Origin of the sequence: Mesorhizobium sp. C399B (assembly GCF_030323185.1) — a bacterium.
In the GTDB taxonomy this organism is placed as follows: Bacteria; Pseudomonadota; Alphaproteobacteria; order Rhizobiales; family Rhizobiaceae; genus Mesorhizobium.
Genome location: NZ_CP100472.1, coordinates 3,849,726 through 3,867,494 on the forward strand (window position 1 = coordinate 3,849,726; position 17,769 = coordinate 3,867,494).

The 17,769-nt window shown below is 62.1% G+C and carries 15 protein-coding genes and 1 pseudogene; 10 read left to right on the forward strand and 6 right to left on the reverse strand.

Annotated features, from left to right (window positions below; translation table 11 throughout):
• From NLY36_RS18510 to NLY36_RS18530, 5 genes are all read right to left on the reverse strand, one after another.
• Window positions 1-963, reverse strand: a complete 963-nt coding sequence (locus NLY36_RS18510; RefSeq protein ID WP_502882038.1) for a phosphoenolpyruvate carboxykinase (ATP) — start codon at window positions 961-963, stop codon at window positions 1-3.
• A gap of 11 nt (window positions 964-974) precedes the next feature.
• Entirely contained in the window at window positions 975-2,894 is a 1,920-nt protein-coding gene (locus NLY36_RS18515) for a lasso peptide isopeptide bond-forming cyclase (RefSeq protein WP_023736213.1), read from the reverse strand.
• A gap of 3 nt (window positions 2,895-2,897) precedes the next feature.
• Window positions 2,898-3,272 (reverse strand): lasso peptide biosynthesis B2 protein, encoded by a 375-nt coding sequence (locus tag NLY36_RS18520; protein WP_023689984.1) that lies wholly within the window; start codon window positions 3,270-3,272, stop codon window positions 2,898-2,900.
• Window positions 3,273-3,297: 25 nt separating this feature from the next.
• The gene (locus NLY36_RS18525; RefSeq protein ID WP_245259933.1) at window positions 3,298-3,567 is read right to left on the reverse strand and encodes a PqqD family protein; all 270 of its coding nucleotides are present in this window, start codon (window positions 3,565-3,567) and stop codon (window positions 3,298-3,300) included.
• A gap of 164 nt (window positions 3,568-3,731) precedes the next feature.
• Window positions 3,732-3,884, reverse strand: a complete 153-nt coding sequence (locus tag NLY36_RS18530; protein ID WP_023684233.1) for a lasso RiPP family leader peptide-containing protein — start codon at window positions 3,882-3,884, stop codon at window positions 3,732-3,734.
• A 487-nt stretch (window positions 3,885-4,371) separates the two neighbouring features.
• On the opposite strand from NLY36_RS18530, the gene NLY36_RS18535 reads away from it, so the two are divergent.
• From NLY36_RS18535 to NLY36_RS18575, 9 genes are all read left to right on the forward strand, one after another.
• Complete coding sequence (locus NLY36_RS18535) at window positions 4,372-5,496, forward strand: nucleotidyltransferase family protein (RefSeq protein ID WP_023736211.1); 1,125 nt, start codon at window positions 4,372-4,374, stop codon at window positions 5,494-5,496.
• Window positions 5,497-5,641: 145 nt separating this feature from the next.
• Window positions 5,642-6,664, forward strand: coding sequence for a glycosyltransferase family 2 protein (locus tag NLY36_RS18540; protein ID WP_023729642.1), 1,023 nt, complete (start codon window positions 5,642-5,644; stop codon window positions 6,662-6,664).
• 127 nt (window positions 6,665-6,791) lie between these two features.
• The gene (locus NLY36_RS18545) at window positions 6,792-7,187 is read left to right on the forward strand and encodes a cytochrome P450 family protein (protein ID WP_023668807.1); all 396 of its coding nucleotides are present in this window, start codon (window positions 6,792-6,794) and stop codon (window positions 7,185-7,187) included.
• Between the two features lie 121 nt (window positions 7,188-7,308).
• Entirely contained in the window at window positions 7,309-8,208 is a 900-nt protein-coding gene (exoK, locus tag NLY36_RS18550; protein WP_023668806.1) for an endo-1,3-1,4-beta-glycanase ExoK, read from the forward strand.
• Between the two features lie 55 nt (window positions 8,209-8,263).
• The gene (locus NLY36_RS18555; RefSeq protein WP_023668805.1) at window positions 8,264-9,595 is read left to right on the forward strand and encodes a UDP-glucose dehydrogenase family protein; all 1,332 of its coding nucleotides are present in this window, start codon (window positions 8,264-8,266) and stop codon (window positions 9,593-9,595) included.
• Between the two features lie 31 nt (window positions 9,596-9,626).
• Entirely contained in the window at window positions 9,627-10,706 is a 1,080-nt protein-coding gene (locus NLY36_RS18560) for a glycosyltransferase (protein ID WP_023668804.1), read from the forward strand.
• 223 nt (window positions 10,707-10,929) lie between these two features.
• Window positions 10,930-12,171: a glycosyltransferase gene (locus tag NLY36_RS18565; RefSeq protein ID WP_023736210.1), complete on the forward strand. Its 1,242-nt coding sequence runs from the start codon at window positions 10,930-10,932 to the stop codon at window positions 12,169-12,171.
• A gap of 221 nt (window positions 12,172-12,392) precedes the next feature.
• Window positions 12,393-13,562: a glycosyltransferase gene (locus NLY36_RS18570; protein WP_023736209.1), complete on the forward strand. Its 1,170-nt coding sequence runs from the start codon at window positions 12,393-12,395 to the stop codon at window positions 13,560-13,562.
• Window positions 13,559-15,022, forward strand: a complete 1,464-nt coding sequence (locus NLY36_RS18575; RefSeq protein WP_023736208.1) for a lipopolysaccharide biosynthesis protein — start codon at window positions 13,559-13,561, stop codon at window positions 15,020-15,022. Before NLY36_RS18570 ends, NLY36_RS18575 begins: the two co-directional genes overlap by 4 nt.
• A gap of 273 nt (window positions 15,023-15,295) precedes the next feature.
• Here NLY36_RS18575 and NLY36_RS18580 read toward each other — a convergent pair.
• Window positions 15,296-16,414 (reverse strand): annotated as a pseudogene (locus NLY36_RS18580) (polysaccharide pyruvyl transferase family protein); the annotation flags it as partial.
• Between the two features lie 177 nt (window positions 16,415-16,591).
• Here NLY36_RS18580 and NLY36_RS18585 point away from each other — a divergent pair.
• Window positions 16,592-17,761 (forward strand): glycosyltransferase, encoded by a 1,170-nt coding sequence (locus tag NLY36_RS18585; RefSeq protein WP_286461297.1) that lies wholly within the window; start codon window positions 16,592-16,594, stop codon window positions 17,759-17,761.
• Window positions 17,762-17,769 lie beyond the last annotated feature (8 nt).

A 17,769-nucleotide genomic window follows, 5' to 3' on the forward strand; every position in this document is an offset into this window, starting at 1 on the left:
TCACCGCGGCCCTTTGTCGGCCGCCAGATCGTTTTCGATCAGGGCGACAGCTTCGCCGATACGGTCGAGCCCGGTGGGCACTTCGAGGCGACAGACGCCGATCTGGCTGGCCAGGGCGGCGCATTGGCGAAGATGTGTCGTGGCAAAATCGCCGACCAGGGCTGGACGGCCGAAACGCGTCACATAGGAAAATTTGATGATTGCCGGCAGGGCGCCGATGCCTGGCAGCGCCGTGATCGCTGCTTTGTCGCTGCGCTCGAGGATATAGATCCGGGTCGCCGGCACCGCGTCTGCCGCAAATCCGGCGTGCAGGCGATGCTGCATCTTGTCGATCGCCGCATGCACCTGCGGGCGTATTTCTGCTTGGCGGATGGGAAACGCGGCGGCCGCATCGGCGGCGAGTTTCAGCTGCGGAAAACCCGGAACGATCATCGGCCGGTCCGTGAGATCGAGCGCCACGACATCGTCGGTCAGCAAGCGATGGCCGGCGCGGATCATCGCGCTCGCCGTCGTCGATTTCCCGGCGCCCTTGTCGCCCATGAAAACAGCGCTTTTGACGCCGACGGCAATGGCGCTGGCGTGCAGGATGAGCAGGCCGCGCTGGTGCAGGAGCAGTGCCATGACCGGACCGAGCAGCGGAAACGCCAGCAGCGCGTCGTCGACATCAGGCGCCGGCTCCACCTCGATGCGGCAGGCATCGGTAATCAGGAACGCGCCGACCGTCTGCCATGCCAGATATTGCTGCCGCGCCTCGAAGCGGAAAGCAGTTCCGGTCTCGGGCGAGGGTTTTGGCAAGTCGATCGGGCCGACTGTAATCACCACATCGACCGCCGCCGGCGCGCTCGGCTCCAGCTCGGGCAATTCGATCTGCGAACCGATCGTCAGGCCATAAGCCCTGTAGAAGCGTTGCGCGCGAGCCTTGGGATGGCCGGCATCGCGGATCGCATCGGCGGTGAGTGGCATGTTGGCCAGTGTCATGCTTGGCTCCCGCGCTGTTGCACCTGCCTTAGCCACAGCGACAACGCGATCGAACGCCAGACATACTGGACATCGGGCAGGGTGGCTTCGTCCGGTTGCCGCGCGATGCGGCCATAGGCGGCTGTCACTTCGAGCAAATTGACATAGGGCGCGATCAGCGCCGCATCCGCTACCAGCACCTTGTCGAGGAGATCACGGTGATTGCCGAGCATGCCTTTCACCAGGTTCGAGGTGAAATCGATCTTGTCGCGCCGCCACTGCACCGCCGGCGGCAGGATACCTTCCATGGCGCGGCGCAGCACCGAGCGGCCAAAGCCCTGGTTCAGCTTTTCCGCGCCGGGCAGCGCCAGGCAGAACTCGACCAGCGGCTTGTCCCAGAAGGGGTAGCGCGGCTCGACGCCGAAATTGGCGGCGGCCTTGTCGAGAACCTCGAAGGCGTGCGGCACCATGCCGTTCGACAGCAGCCAGCGATGGGTCAAGGTCTCGCTGGCGCTGACCGCGGGCGGCATGTAGCCGGCCCTGCGGAACCGCTCGACGAGGTCGGTGCGCATCGCCAGGTCCGGATTGATCAGGCCGCGCCAGCTCGTCGCCGGCCGCCCAGTTGGATGGCGCCGCAATTTGCCAAGCACGCGGTTCGCGAACCGCTTGATTCTCGCGATGCGCCAGGCCGGTCCGTAAAGGGTAAGGAACTGGTAGTAGAGGCCGAGCATGCCGTCGCCATAGGTGTTGGAGGCGCTGCGCAGCTCGCGCCACAGCTCCATCCATTTGCCGGCATAGGCGAGTTCGTGCAGATGGCCGTGGCCCTGCGAAACCACCTCGTCGCCGCCATGGCCGTCCAGCAGCACCTTCATGCCCTTGGCGCCGGCGGTCCTGTAGATGTCGCGGGTCAACGACAGGCCGGGCGCCAGGAACGTTTCCTCCTGCTCTTCCAGAATGCGTTCGAACTCGGCGAAGGGCGCGTAGTTGCCGACGGAAATCAAAGTGCCGTCGACCTTCTCCTGTCCAAGCACTGCCTCGATGAAAGGCCGCTCGTCCATCGGCGAACCCTTTTCGAACACCAGCGAGAAGGTCGGCAGCCTCGGCTTTCTCTGCGCGGCATTCTGAAGGCCCGCCACGCAGGCGATCGAGGAGGAATCGAGGCCTCCGCTCAGCATTGCGCCGACCGCAGGCGTGCCGCGCATACGGTTGCGGACCGATTGCGAAAACAAATGCCGAAATTCCTCGACCGTATCCGATCGCATCTGCCTTGGCGAGGGTTCGATCTGCCAGTAGCGACGCAGCACCACCTGTTTGCCGGTCACGGTCAGACTGTGGCGCGCCGGCAGGCGGAAGATATCGGCATAGGCTGTCGACTGCGGATTATCGGGCAGCCCGGCCAGGAATCCCGAAATCTGGTGTTCGCTGATGCGCATGTCGACGCCGCCGGCATCGAGGATCGGCCCGATCTCCGAGGCAAAGACGAAGCGCCGGTCGCTCGAATGATAGTAGAACGGTTTGACGCCGAAATGGTCGCGCACGCAAAACAGCTTCTGGCGCTCGGCGTCCCAGATGGCAAAGGCGAAGTCGCCCTGGAGATATTCGGGACAGGCTTCGCCCCAGCGCAGATAGGCGCGCATCACAAGCACGGCGTCGGCAACCGAATTGTCCCGGATGCCGAGCCTGGCCAGCAATTCGTCGCGATTGTCCAGCCGGCAGTCCGCGGTGATTGCGAGCTTGCCGCCGGCCATGGTCAGCGGGCCGGGGCCGGCTTCATCGGTGGTGTTGAGCCAGGCGTGGCCAAGAACGACGCCCTCGTCGATCCACCACGAACTGCCGTCAGGCGCGCGATGCTGCATGCGGGCAAGCATGCGCTGGATGTCGGCCGCGGCGGCCTGCCTGCCTTCCTGCCTCAGCAGAATTCCGGCGACGCCGCTCATCCCTCACTGGCCGTGGTCGACGAGATGGTTAAACCTGCCAAGCGAGCCGCCGAGCACGATATGGTCGCCGCTGACCAGCCAGGCATGCGCCTTCAACTCGGTGCCGGTGTCGCGCTCGATGCCGATGCGGATTTTTGAGGCGTTGCCCTGGCGGGCAAGCAAATACTGGCCGGAAAGCGCTTGGGTCAGACAGCTTGCGCCAGGCACCAGGCGGGCAGCCGCAGCCACGCCCCAGGCGACACGCCTGAGATCGCCGATGTCGGCTGGTTCGCGCGCGTCGAGCCGGGTCACCACGCGGCGCACTTTGTTGTAGGAAAGCAGCGTCAGCCCCAGCCGCACCGCCACGACCACCGCAAGGCAGTGGGCGAGAAAGAGCATCTCCGGCCCGCTCAGTGAGAAAGCTCTAGACAAGTTCCTCATCATGGAGCCTCGCAAGCCCGGCGTCCGCCAAGCCCTTCAACAATCCATCGACATCGGCCTTGCAGCGTTCCGGATCGACATTGTAGCGATCCAGCACGGCGCTGCGGATTTCGGAAATCGGCCGCGGCTCCTGGATCAGCTCCCAGATATAGGCGCCGACGCTGTTCAGGCTGTAATAGATGTTGGACCTCATATCGAGCAGCGCCAGGCCGTTGCCGAATTCGCAGGCCACGGCATCCTTGCTCGCGCTCATCCGATCATGGTCCGTGGGGTTCCAGTCCATTCCTAAACCTCGCTCACAACACCAACGCTTCGGCAATTCCGGACAAAGACGCGAGAGCCGGGGTTTGACCCCCGACTCTCCTTAGTGCGCTCTGTTTGCAGAGTCCGGACTTTGTCACCCCAACGAGAGAAGACTCAGGAGAAGGTGAGTTCGCCGACCGGCGTATGTGCCGGAAACGAGGCGTCGAGTGCCGTAGTACCGCTACCGCCTTGCGTGATGGTCTCGATCGAGCCGTGGACCGTCAGGCTAGGGGTTTCGTACTCATGCTTTTCAACATTCTGTTCCAATTTACTCTCCACTTGTGGACTGGAAGCGGCCTGTCGATTGCCGGCAGCGAGCTATTGCTGCACCGCAATAGCTGCATGGCAGCATTTATGAGTCAAGCCTGATTTACCCGCCGTTAATCAATTCTCGGTTGCGGTAGCCTTCAATGGTGATCAAAACCGCTTGCATTTTCACAGCCTAGGTGATTTCAGCGGAGTGACCGTGGTTCTTAGTTACGTAGCTGATTTTATTACATTAAATTTTCTAGTCGAACGCTCGTCATTTGGGCGCTAGCGCGTGTTCCCACAAGATTGTTGCTGACGTGTCGGGCATAGGCTCCGATCAGGCGACGCCTTGCATCCGTTGTACGACTGTGTCGTTAGACGCAGAGGTTGCAGGAAAATTGTCTCCAAGGAAAAAACTGGACGCGGCGCATGAATTTGGCGATGCTTTGCTTCGCACTTGCAATATAACGCGCCTGGCGAATTTTTTGCGGAGATGCTGCAGCAGATGGCCTTGCAGGAAGGGACCTTCGAAAGGTTGCGCGCCGCTGGCTGCGCCGACGAAGTGGCCTATGTGCAGGCGTGCCTGCGGCTGTTCTTCGCCTCCGGGGCGAGCCCCGGCACCGCGCCTGCACCGGCCATCTCCGTTGCCGATGTTTGCGACATCGCCAGGCTGAACAAGGTCGCCACCTTCATGCTGAAGGCGCTGTCGCGCCCACCGGCGGGCGAGACGCCGCCGGGATTGCTCGAGTGGCTCGACACTTATCGCCGGCGCACGATTGCGATGAACTCGTCCGGCATCATGGATTCGATGGCCATCGACAAGGCGCTGCGCGGCAGCGGCATCGATTTCGTGTTCCTGAAGGGGCCCCTCCAGCAGCAACTGCTCTATGGCGACCATTTCATGAAGCCGTCCGGAGATGTCGACATATTGGTGTCGCCGGCCGGCTTCTTTAGAGCTCGCGATGCGTTGCGCTCGATCGGCTACGAGGTCGCCGGCAAGTCCCGCTCCGTCTGGTGGGTGCGCTTTCTGGGCGAGCAGCACATGGTTCGCAGCCAGGGTCGGAAATTGTCCACCGTCGATCTCCATTACCGGCTCCAGCAGCCGGGATCGCCCAGCCCGCGCGATACGGAAGGGTTCCTGCGCCGCAAGCGCGCGCTTGCGATCGCCGGCTCCAGCGTGCCGTTCATCTCGGCCTCCGACACTTTGCTTCTGTCCTGCATCAGTGTCGCAAAGGCGCTGTTCAACCGCGAGCCATGCGCGGGCTATGTCTGCGATATCCGGGCCGCTGCCAGTCGGCTGAGCGAGGCCGAGCAGCAGACTGTGCTCGACTACGCGGCCGAGCAGGGGCTGGCCGACACCCTGCTGCTGGGCCTGCGCGCCGCCGATGTGCTACTTGGTGGCGCCGGCACGCTGCTGTCGGATCGGGCCACCAGGATCCTGTCACGCATCGGCAATGAAGACCTGTTCCACATGGTCATCGCGCCGTGGCTGTCGTCGCTCAGATGGCCGCAACGGCGCACCGTTTTGTGGGAATTGTGCGGCCGCGAACCTGTCCGCTACCTGACCGAGGCCGGCTGGGCCGCGTCAGCCGACCTCAGCCGGCGGATTTTCGAGCGGGAAAGCCGGTGACGATGAGGGTCGTCATGCAGCAGGCAGAAAACGTTCCGTCCCGATCCGCTGGGGATGGATCATGGGAGGATGGATCGGGGTCCGGCGCCGCGCGCCGGGAGGGCGAGGGGCCTCGCGACACTTTACGCAATCGAAAGGCCATCCTATGTCCATGACAGAATCCCGGGTCTGCGTGATCATCGCGGCGCGCAACGCGGCCCGGACCATTCCCGCAGCCATCGCCTCGGCGCTGCGCGAGCCGGAGGTGGCGGAAGTCGTTGTCGTCGACGACGCCTCCACCGACGACACCGCAAAAGTGGCCAGCGCTGCCGACGATGGCAGCGGTCGGCTTTCGGTCATCCGGCTCGACGTCAATCGCGGCCCGTCCTTCGCCCGCAATGCCGCCATTGCCGGGTCGAAATCGCCTTTCATCAGCATTCTCGACGCCGACGATTTCTTCCTTCAGGGACGGTTTCGCCAGCTGTTTGCCAGCACCGACTGGGATTTCGCCGCCGACAACATCATGCTGATCCGTGACGATACGGCGACCGACGTCTCTAAGATCGTCGCCCCGTCCTTTTCGGCGGACCCGGAATTCCTCGACTTCGAGCGGTTCATCGAGGGCAACATCTCCAGACGGCGTGTCCAGCGCGGCGAACTCGGCTTTCTCAAGCCGGTGATATCAAGAGCTTTCCTCGACAGGCATGGGCTGCGTTACGACGAGAACCTGCGTCTCGGCGAAGATTATGAACTGTACGCCCGCGCCTTTGCCCTTGGCGCACGCTTCAAGGTCATCCGTTCCTGCGGCTATGGCGCGATCGTGCGCGCCGATTCGCTGAGCGGGCGCCACAAGACACAGGATCTGAAGCGCCTCGCCGATGCGGATCTGGCACTGCTCAAGATCGACAGCCTGCCGGAAGGCTCCAAGGCCCTGCTGCGCAAGCACGAGCGGCATGTGCGTGACAAATACCGGCTGCGCAATTTTCTCGATGTGAAGGCCGAGCGCGGCATGGCGTCTGCCGCCGCCTACGCGCTGGCCAGCCAGTCGAATCTCATTCCCATCGTTGTCGGCGTGGCCGCCGACAAGCTCGATGCGTTGTTTCGCCACGCCGGTCTGCCCCCGCGGCAGCAGCCGGTGCCGCCCTTGCGCTTCCTCATGGCCGGTACCAGCACGGCGGCGCAAAAGTAGGCTCCGCCAGGTCCGGGACGGCGGCCGCAAGGCTGAAAAAATTGCCTTTCTGAAACTCGGAGGTTGCCTACACGCCCCGACGATGGCACTGTATGTTGCGGTGCAGCAATTTTGGAAGGCCAACCGGATGGCTTCAATTTTCGGCTTCAGGTCCAGGGACCCAGCGCGCGACAAGCAGACCGATCTGGCGCGTTTCGACCGTCTGGCAAAGCTGTTGGATCAGATCACGGCCGAGATTGCGGCCGAGAAGACCGGGTTGGAGGCCCGCTACCGGTCGAAGTCCACCAACGCGGCCTTCCTGGTCGAGTCGATGGAGAACGGCTCGGCGTCGGCACGCAAGCTGTCGGAAGTCGGCGAGCTGACGAAGTCCATCCTGAACTGCGAACAGCGCATCGCCGAGCTGGTGCGCCAGACGAGCCGGATGAAGGAACTGCGTCATTCACTCGACGCGATCGTCGGCGAGGATGGCCAGAGTTCTGATTCGCACGGGGAATATGTCAAACCCGCAGGTCGCTTCGGCTGAACACGGTCACACGAGACACAGAAGAGAAAGTTCGGGGACGGAGGATCGGGATCGGCCCGTTAGCAATGTGGGCCAATCGGTGACTTTGGGTTGGGGCGGAACAGCACAAAGGTGAATTGATATGAACGCAGATCCGAAGACGACGCCCATGGCGGCAATCGATGCCATGATTTCGACGCGGCCAAATCGGCCAATGCGTCTTGTAAACCCAACGCGTCTTCTATCCGTTGGTGCGCTTCTGTTGGCGGCAGCCGCAGCTCTGCTCGGCGCCGCCCACCCCTCCCGCGCCCAGGACGCCTCCCCGGAGATGCAAAGCGCACCGTCCTTCGTCGACGATTTCAAGAGTTTCGATCGTTCGCGCTGGTATGTCTCCGACGGTTGGTCGAACGGCAATCACCAGAACTGCACCTGGTCGAAAAGCCTGGTAAAATTTTCCGACAACATGCTGACGCTCGGCTTCGAAAAGCGCAAACTGAAGGACCGCGAGTTCGCCTGCGCCGAGATCCAGACCAAGCAGCGCTTCGGCTATGGGACCTATGAAGCACGGATGAAGACCGACACCGGATCCGGTCTCAACGCCGCTTTCTTCACCTATATCGGCCCTGCCGACAAACAGCCCTGGTATGAGATCGACTTCGAGGTGCTGACCAAGGATACATCCAAGGTGCAGGTCAACAGCTACATCGCCGGCAAGCCCAAGAACGAGAAGCTGGCCGAGGTCGAAGGCGGCGCCGACAAGGGCTTCAACGACTATGCCTTTATCTGGGAAAAGGACCGGCTGCGCTGGTACGTCAACGGCAAGCTGGTCCAGGAAGTGACCAATCCCGAGCAATTGCCGACCCACTCGCAGAAGATATTCTTCAGCCTCTGGGGCAGCGACACGCTGAAAAACTGGATGGGCGCCTTTTCCGACCCCGGCCGCCAGGTGACGATGCAGGTGCAGCGCGTCGCCTTCACCGCGCTCGGCCAGCCGTGCCAGTTTCCGGAATCGCTGGCATGCAGTGTAAGCAGCATAAAGTAGATCTGAACCGGCCCGGCCATATAAGGCCAAAGGGCGTGAACAGGAATTAACCCGAATGAATTTGACGGTCTTTGGAATTGGCTATGTCGGTCTCGTGCAGGCCGCGGTGCTGGCGGAGGTCGGGCACCAGGTGGTGTGCGTCGATGTCGATGAAAAGAAGGTCGAGCGGCTCAACCAGGGCCTGGTGCCGATTTTCGAACCGGGACTGGAGGCACTGGTCAAGGAGAACCACGCCGCCGGCCGCATCAAGTTCACCACCGATGCCGCCGCCGGCGTCAAGCATGGCGAGATCCAGATGATTGCGGTCGGCACGCCACCCGGCGAAGATGGTTCGGCCGACCTCAAATATGTGCTGGCGGTGGCCGAGACCATCGGCCGCGAGATGGACGGTCCCAAGATCGTCGTCGGCAAGTCGACCGTGCCGGTCGGCACCTGCGAAAAGGTGAAGGCCAAAATCGCCGCGACGCTGAAGGCGCGCGGGCGCCAGGACCTGGCTTTCGACGTCGCTTCCAATCCTGAGTTCCTCAAGGAGGGTTCCGCCGTCGCCGACTGCATGAAGCCTGACCGCATCATTGTCGGCACCAACAGCGAGGGCACCGAGGCGGTGATGCGGGAGCTCTACGCGCCGTTCAACCGCAACCACGAGAAGATGATCGTGATGGACGTGCGCAGCGCCGAATTCACGAAGTACGCCGCCAACTGCATGCTGGCGACCAAGATCTCCTTCATGAACGAAATGGCCAATTTGGCCGAGCAGCTCGGCGCCGACATCGAGGAGGTACGCAAGGGCATCGGCTCGGATCCGCGCATCGGCTACCACTTCATCTATCCCGGCCTCGGCTATGGCGGTTCGTGCTTTCCCAAGGATGTCCGCGCGCTGATCAAGACCGCCGAAGGTGTCAAGTTCGACGCCAAGCTGCTGCGCGCCGTGGAGGAGCGCAACAATGCCCAGAAGTCGGTGCTGTTCGACAAGGTGCACCGTTATTTCAAGGGCAGTCTCAAGGGCAAGACCTTCGCGCTCTGGGGCCTCGCCTTCAAGCCCAACACCGACGACATGCGCGAGGCGCCGGCGCGCGTCCTGATGGAGGCGCTGTGGCAGGCCGGCGCCAATGTGCAGGCCTACGACCCCGAGGCGATGCAGGAATGCCAGGCCATCTACGGCCTGCGCGACGACCTTTTGTTGTGCGGCACCAAGGAGGCGGCACTGCGCGGCGCCGACGCGTTGCTGATCGCCACCGAATGGAAGAGTTTCCGCGCCCCGTCCTTCGACGCGGTGAAGGATGCCCTGACCACGCCGGTCATCTTCGATGGCCGTAACCTCTATGATCCCAAGGTCATCGCCCGTCACGGCATCGAGTATTTCTCGATCGGCAGGATGGCGGCGTGAAGGCAGGGCGGCACAACGCGGAGCCAGGTTCATGAAAGTTCTGTTTGCAGGCGGCACCGGCTACACGCCGCAATTCAGCGGGGGCGTCCAGTCGAGCACCCACCACCTGGTCGAGCAATTGCGCGAAAACGGTCACGAGGCATCCGTTCTGGCAGCGCTGTTCGGCGACGGCATGTTCGGCTTCAGGGCGCGCGCCAAGATGAAGCTCCTTCGTCAGCGCGCGGTCATCGACAATTTCCCGGGCTATCCGGTTGTACGGGCGTGGTTCCCCTGGGAAGCGGCCGACTTCGCCGTCAAAAAGTTGAGGCCGGATGTCGCGGTCGTGCAGTGCCACAATTCGGTGCCGATCGGCAGAGAGCTGCAGAGGCTTGGCGTGCCGCTGACCGTCTATCTGAGGAATGTCGAATTCGACGAATTGGCCGGCGATCTGCGTGAGCTCCATTCGGCGGTCTATATCGCCAACTCCGAGTTCACCGCGCGCGCCTATAAGGCAAAATTCGATATCGATTCGACGGTTATTCCGCCGACCATCAATCCCGCGTTCTACAGCACACCGACGACCGGTGAATTTGTCACGCTCATCAATCCATATGAGGAAAAAGGCTTCGATCTTGCGGTGCGCATTGCCGCCGCCTGTCCCGAGATCCCGTTCCTGTTCGTCGAAAGCTGGAAGCTCGACGACGATCATCGAGCCCGGATCGAAGCAACAATCTCTCCCCTCCAGAACGTCAAGCTGGAAAGCCGCACCAGCGACATGAAGACGGTCTACGGCCGCACGAAAATCCTGCTTGCGCCCAGCAAATGGGAAGAAGCCTGGGGCCGGGTGGCCTCGGAAGCGCATTGTAGTGGCATTCCCGTGGTCGGCTCGCGGCGCGGCGGTCTGCCGGAAGCGATCGGCGCCGGCGGCGTGGTACTGGACTACGACGCCCCGCTCGCCGACTGGGTCGCAACGATCAGGCGGCTGTGGAGCGATGAGGCCGAGTACAAGCGGCTGTCAGCGACAGCACGTCAGTTTTCGGAGCGGCGGCAGATGAACCCCGACAGCCAGTTCGCAACGTTCATGGGCGTTCTCGACCGCGCAAGACGTGTCGGTTTGGAGCGCGCAGCCTAAACGCGTCGTGTTGCATTTCAGCTGAGACGCTGCACGACCGTGGTCGCGCAAAGTTCCCGTTAGCCAGGTCCAGGCGTCGTGCGCCCGTCCGGATCACTTTTAATTGCTGCAGTGCAATATTTTGTGGCACTGCAGCAATCAACGTGTATTCTGCCTGTCTACATTAGGGCTTGTGCGATATGGACCGCTTGGTCCGAGCAAGCCCCAACCTTATGGGCGGGTCATGCGCGTGGGCTTTGTCGTCGGCGAATTCCCTCTGCTTTCGGAAACCTTCGTCGTGGACCAGATGGCTGGGCTGCTGGCGCGGGGCTTTCAGGTCGAAGTGGTCTGCGAAAAGATGCAAGGTGACCACCGAATTGACCGGCAAAGCGAGCCGATGGCGACGCTGCTCGCCAGAACCCGACATTGGTGGCGATGGGCCGCTGTAATCAGCAAATTTGTACAGCGTCTGCCGCCGCGTCTGCGATACAAGGCCTCGACCGTTCTCGACATCGCCTTTGCACGCCGCCTGAACCGCTGCGACGTGATTGTCGCCCACTTCGGACAGAACGGCGAGAGAGCAGCCGCACTGAAGAAATGGAAGGTGCTCAAACCACCGATCATAACCATCTTTCACGGCGCGGACGTGGCGATCCCGGCGCGGCAGGCAGTGCTCGCGACACAATATGCCGGGCTGACCAAGCATGGGACCCTGAACCTGCCCGTCAACGATTACTTCCGCACGATGCTGCTGGAAGCCGGCCTGTCCCAGGCGAGCACGACGGTCCACCATATGGGAATTGACACCCGCGAAATCGGCTATCGCTGGGAATCGTGGGAAGGCACCCAACTGGTCGTGACGACGGTTTGCCGCCTGGTCGAAAAGAAAGGCGTCGAGTTCGCCTTGCGAGCCCTGGCCTCCCTCAAGGCCTCCCAGCCGCAGCTAGACTGGCGTTACGACATTGTTGGCGACGGTCCTCTGCGGATGAATCTGGAGAAGCTGGCCGTAGAGCTGGGCTTGGCTGGTCGCGTAACATTCCTCGGCAGCCTCCCTCACGCAGAGGTGAAAAGACGGCTTCGCATGGCGCATCTCTTTTTGCTGCCAAGTATCACTGCCAGCGACGGGGATATGGAAGGCATTCCGGTCGCGCTCATGGAGGCCATGGCCGCCGGATTGATTGCGGTCAGCACGTATCATTCGGGAATCCCGGAGCTCATCAAGGATGGGGAGACGGGGTTGCTTGCGCCCGAGCGAGATATTTCAGCGCTTGCCGGCAAGCTTACCTGGGCCGCGGAGCACCCGACCGAATGCGAGCGTATCGCGCTTGCCGCACGCCGCAAAGTCGAGGAGGACTTCAACGCAGATGTTCTGAATGAACGTTTTGCGCAGATCGTTACCCAACTGGCCACATCGAGCCCTGCGCATGCACCCACCGGTCATGTCGGCGTTTCCGAGGGCTTGGCGGATCCTTCATCTGCCGGCTGACACTGCTCCTCTGCGTTTGATCGGCAGGCACGCCAAGCTGAGGGAAATCTTGCTACACTGCACCAAAAATGTTGCAGTGCAGCAAGACCTGTACTAACGTTCCTGCGGGTGGGCCAACAGCGGTAGAGTTCCATGCTGCATGTCTTGTGCTTCCGCCACCCTGTCTTCGGCCCGGCTTTTGTCAAAGGGACACCGGCTCCCCGGACGAGCGCATCCTGCCGATGAAGATCTGCTTTGTAGTCGACAAGTTTCCCTCATTGTCCGAAACCTTTGTTCTCGACCAGATAGCCGGATGCCTTGAGCGCGGCATGGAAGTCGGCGTCGTCTGCAACGAGACGTCCTTCGGCAGGGACAGCAACATCGATGATCCGCGCTGGCAGGCGTTGCCAGGAAAGGTCGTATGCTGGTGGGGTGGCCTGGGTCGCTATCGCCCGCTGCTCAGGAAGTGGTCCGGCAGGTTCTGGGACAAGCTCTCGACCGCCATCGACATTGCTCATGCGCGAAAACTGCAGGGCGCCGACGTCATCGTTGCCCATTTCGGCAACAACGGCATGCGCGTGGCCCGCGCGATCAAGCGCGGGAGGATTTCCGCTCCCCTGGTGACGATATTTCACGGCCGTGATGTCGGCGAACCGCTGCATGACAATACGCTCGCGCGCTACAAGATTGTGTTCGAAAAGGGCGTTCTTCAACTGCCGGTGAATGCGTTTTTCCGCGATGCCTTGATTGAGGTCGGTGCATCGCCGGAGCAGGTTGTGGTTCACCATATGGGGGTGCGGCCGAGTGACATCGACTATCGGTGGCGTTCATGGGAGCAGGCTACGCTCTCCTTCATCTCGGTCTGCCGCCTGACTGAAAAGAAGGGCATCGAATATGCGCTTCGCGCGCTTGCTGGCCTGCCGCGGCGAGACTGGATCTACTCGGTGATCGGCGGCGGAGAACTTCTCGAGCAGCTGAAGGGGATCGCCGCAGAGCTTGGCATTGCCGACAGGGTGAATTTTCTTGGGCCCCGGCCGCACAGCGAAGTCAAACAGCGTCTGCGCGATGCGCATGTGTTCCTGCTGCCCAGCGTCGGCGCCCGCGATGGCGATCTGGAAGGCATTCCGGTTTCCCTGATGGAAGCGATGGCCGCCGGCCTGACGGTGGTCAGCACGTATCATTCCGGGATCCCTGAACTGATCGATGATCACAAGACGGGTTTTCTCGTGGCTGAGCGGGACGTTGCGGCGCTGACCGGAAAGCTTGCCTGGATCGCCGAGAATCCGAAGCCGTGTGAAGAGATCGCTCTCGCAGCGCGCAAGAAGATCGAGGCCGAGTTCAACTCCGATCTGCTGAACCAACATTTCGTGGAAATCGCCATGCGGCTTGGCGAAACGAGGTCGCTTGCATGAACGCCAATCCGCCCCCCCAGTTCGGTCGTGTCGCCCTGCGCGGCGGGCTGGTAACCATCGGCGCCCAGGGCTTCAAGATGGCGATCCAGTTTCTCTCCGTCATCGTGCTGGCCCGTCTGCTCGTCCCCGAGGATTTCGGTCTGGTGGCTTCCGTCGGGCCGATCGTGGCCTTCGTCGGGCTGCTTCAGAATCTGGGCCTGCAGCAGGCTGTGGTTCAGCGCAAGGACATCAGCAACCAGCAGCTCAACCAGGTGTTCTGGATCAGCGCGCTCGTCGGGCTGGGTAGTGCCGTGGTAGTGGCCGGCCTGGCGCCTGCCATCGCCGCGTTCTATGGCGATCAACGTATGTCCGGCATCACCCTTGGCTCCGCCCTGCCGCTGCTTCTCGGCAGTCTCGCCGCAGTGCCGCTGGCGTTGATGAACCGGCACCTGCAGTTCGGCCAGCTCGCACTGAACGACGTGATAAGCGCCGCCGCCGGACTTCTGGCCGCCGCGATCGCGGCCTATGCGGGGTTGGGCTACTGGTCGCTGGTCATCGGCCCGGCGGTTTCGGCAGCTATCGCCCTGGCTGCCGCCTGGCTGGTGGCGCGTTGGACGCCTTTGCGGCCGGACCTGAAGGTCGATGCCGATATATTGTCGTTCGGCGCCAACCTGACCGGCTTCAACCTCGCCAACTTCTTCTCGCGCAATCTCGACAACATTCTCATCGGAAAATATTCCGGGGCGATCGAACTCGGCTATTACGACCGCGCCTACAAGCTCCTGTTGTTCCCGCTTCAGAACATCAACCAGCCGCTTACACGGGTCATGGTGCCGCTGCTCAGCCGCATCCACGATGACAAGGCCCGCTTTCGCGATATCTATGTGCGCACCAACTGGATGCTGGCGGCCGTTACCATGCCGGGCATCGCGGCGCTGACGCTGACCTCCAATCAGATCGTCGGACTTCTCTTCGGCGCGGGCTGGGCACCGGTCGCACCGATCTTTGCCTGGCTGGGCATCGCCAGCCTGGTCCAGTCCGTTTCAAGCACGACGGGATGGATATTCATCTGTCAGGGCAAGACGAAGACCATGTTCTATTGGGGCATCTATTCGTCGCTGACGACCGTCGCTGCCTTCGTCGTTGGCCTGCACTGGGGCGCCGTCGGCGTTGCCGCGGCCTATGCCATCAGCGGTTACGTGCTGCGCGTTCCCGTGCTGGCGCTACTGGTCCATCGCGTCGGTCCGGTGACCGCCGCCGACTTCCTGCTCATGCAGGGGCTTTTCATCGCCTCGTCCCTGCTTGCCTGGTTCCTGTACCTGTGGTTGCCGGCGTCTCTAACGGGCCAGTCAGACCTGCTCGCGGTCTTTTTGGCGCTTGCCCTCAACTACGGCATCGGTCTCGTTTTCATGCTTGCCGTCCCGCAGTCGCGACGCGCTTTGTTCACCACCCTGTCCAACGCCGCGCGCAATATCCGCTGAGCGGCCGGCGATCAGCGGCGCCAGCAGGTTTGTGGCCGACATTGCCGAAGCATGTTCTTCGAGCACGGCCTGAAGGCTTGTCTTGCGATAGCGGTCGAGATTTCCCGCAAACCGGCCGAGCTTTTCGCGCGCCTCTTCGGGCGTCACGGTGTCGATGTCGAGCAGCACATCGTCGACACCGATTCGCTTGGCCACTTCCTTGGTTTTGAACTCGTAGGCGATCGGCAGCACCGGCGTGCCGACGCAAAGCGACATGATCATCATATGCATGCGCGTCGCGACGACGAAGTCGAAGCCCTTCACCAGCGCCATCAACTGGTCCGGCGTGTGGAACGAAGCGTCCACTGTCACGTGGCTGGCGATCTCAGGATCGAGCTCGGCAACGATGGCCTGTGCGGTCTTGGAATCGTCATGGGCATATTCCGGCACGCCCTGACACGTGGAGACGAAGGTCACCTCCTTGCCAAGGTCCCTGACAAGAATTGTGGCGATCTCGCGGACCGAATCCAGATAGCGGCGCATGCCGCCCTCACCGTCGCTGACGTAGTTCCAGTGGCGGACCGAAATAGCGACGCGGCCCGTCGACGCCGGCGGCTGGCTGGAAGCGAGACGCTTGCGGATCCTGTCGGTATCGGCCAAGGCGAATACGGCATCGGCCACCACGTGGCACTTGCCGAGATCCTTCACCAAGTCCCGGATATGGGTCCGCGACCGTTCGTCGCGCAACAGGATGAGCGGACTGCGGTCAAAGATCGGGCCGAGCTCCTGGCGGTTGTAACTTTTGTCGAACGGACCGAGGGATTGCGTGAAGAAGACCGGATCCTTGCCAAATACGGCATCGAGCCTGAACTGATTGAGGCGTCGTTCGAGATTGTAGTTCTCGACGAGATAGGTTCCCCCTGTGGTGACCACCATGTCCGCGTCGGCGTAGATATCGAGACCGCGCCGGTCGCGATGGCTGAAAAAATTGCCTAGCGCGCTGCTGCCAAACCAGCGCAGGGCCTGGAGAACGAGCCGATTGTAGATCGGCTTGAACCGGTCCCTCAGCCCGCTGCCATTCTTGTATCGGAACAGGGATTCCGACAGCAGCTTATGAAATTCGAGGTCGGGATAATCCGTCTTCGGATAGAGTCGTTCCGCAACCTCGGGCTGGCTGTCGAAGACGGCAAACCGCACGTCGCCTTGCACGATCGTCTTGAGAATGTGGCGGATCGCCAGCAGAATCGCCGCATCCCCGGTATTCAGGCAGACTGTGTTTTCAACGACGATCTTCATGGGATACCTCATTTCGTCAGCAGATTCCGCGGCGGGGCCTGCGGTGCCTAGGACGGGCATGGTGACCGAAAACACCAACGCCAGGACGATCCCGATGCGGCTCGCGTCACAATTCATCGCTGCATCGGGCTGGGTGACCAGTCAGAGCGGCGCTCAAGCCCGACGGAGGGTAACGCATCAATTTTGCAGTGCAACAAAAAACGTGCACTTATGCTACGGCGCACCAAAAATGTTGCGATGCAGCAAAAGCTGGGTTAGCATTCCCGTGGGTGGGCCAACAGCGGTCGAGTTTTCATGCTGCATGTCTTGTACCTTGTGCACGATGTTTCCGACCCGGCGGTGCGCCGGCGGATCATAATGCTCAAGGCAGGCGGCGCGCGGGTCACGTTGGCCGGCTTCCGTCGGACCACAAATGCTGTTCCCGACGTCGAGGGGCTGCAGCCGGTCGACCTCGGCGCGACGCGTGACGGCCGATTCGGCCAGCGTCTGGCGGCGGTCGCCAAGGCGGCGCTGTCGATAGGCTCAAAGCTTGCGGCGATGCCGAAGCCCGACCTCATCATCGCGCGCAATCTGGAAATGCTGGCGCTGGCCAGGCGCGCCAAGGCCGCCTTTCGCGGCGCGCCGATTGTCTACGAATGCCTCGACATCCATCGCCTGGTGCTGCGCAATGACATGCTGGGCAAGGCGCTGCGCACAGCGGAGCGTTATCTCGCCCGCGACGTGAAGCTTCTGGTGACGAGTTCACCGGCCTTCATCGCCAATTATTTCAAGCCGTTCGGACAGGTCGCCGCACCGGTGGAACTGGTCGAAAACAAATACTTCGAAACCGCGCCGATCGTCTTGGATCACCGGTCAAAGGCCGAAAACCCTGCAGCACCCCCATGGCGCATCGGCTGGTTCGGCGCGCTGCGCTGCCGCCGCTCGCTGGAGCTGCTGGCCGACTTCACGCGCCGTCAGGGCGGGCGCTTCGAGGTCGTCCTCCGGGGCCGTCCGGCACTCTCGGAATTCCCGGATTTCCATGCTTTTGTCGAGGCCGAACCCTATCTCTCCTTTCGTGGCCCCTACCGCAACCCGGAAGACATGGCCGCGATCTACGGCGAAGTGCATTTTTCCTGGGCGATCGATTTCTTCGAGGAAGGGCAGAATTCGGAATGGTTGCTGCCCAACCGCCTCTATGAGGGCTGCCGCTTCGGCGCCGTACCGATCTCGATGGGCAATACCGAGACGGGGCGCTTTCTCAACCAGCAGGACATTGGCATCCTGCTTTCCGATGCCACGCCCGAAATCCTGGAAACCGCGCTCGGCCGCATGGACCAGGAGCACTTCGGCAAGGCCAAGGCGCGCGTGCTGGCCCGCAACCCACGAACCTGGAGCTACGACGGCAGCGACTGCCGCGCCTTTGTCGACAGGCTGCGCGGTCTGGCGGCGGTCCCCGGTCCCTTCGTGACCGAAGCGCTGGCTTAGCGATGGCT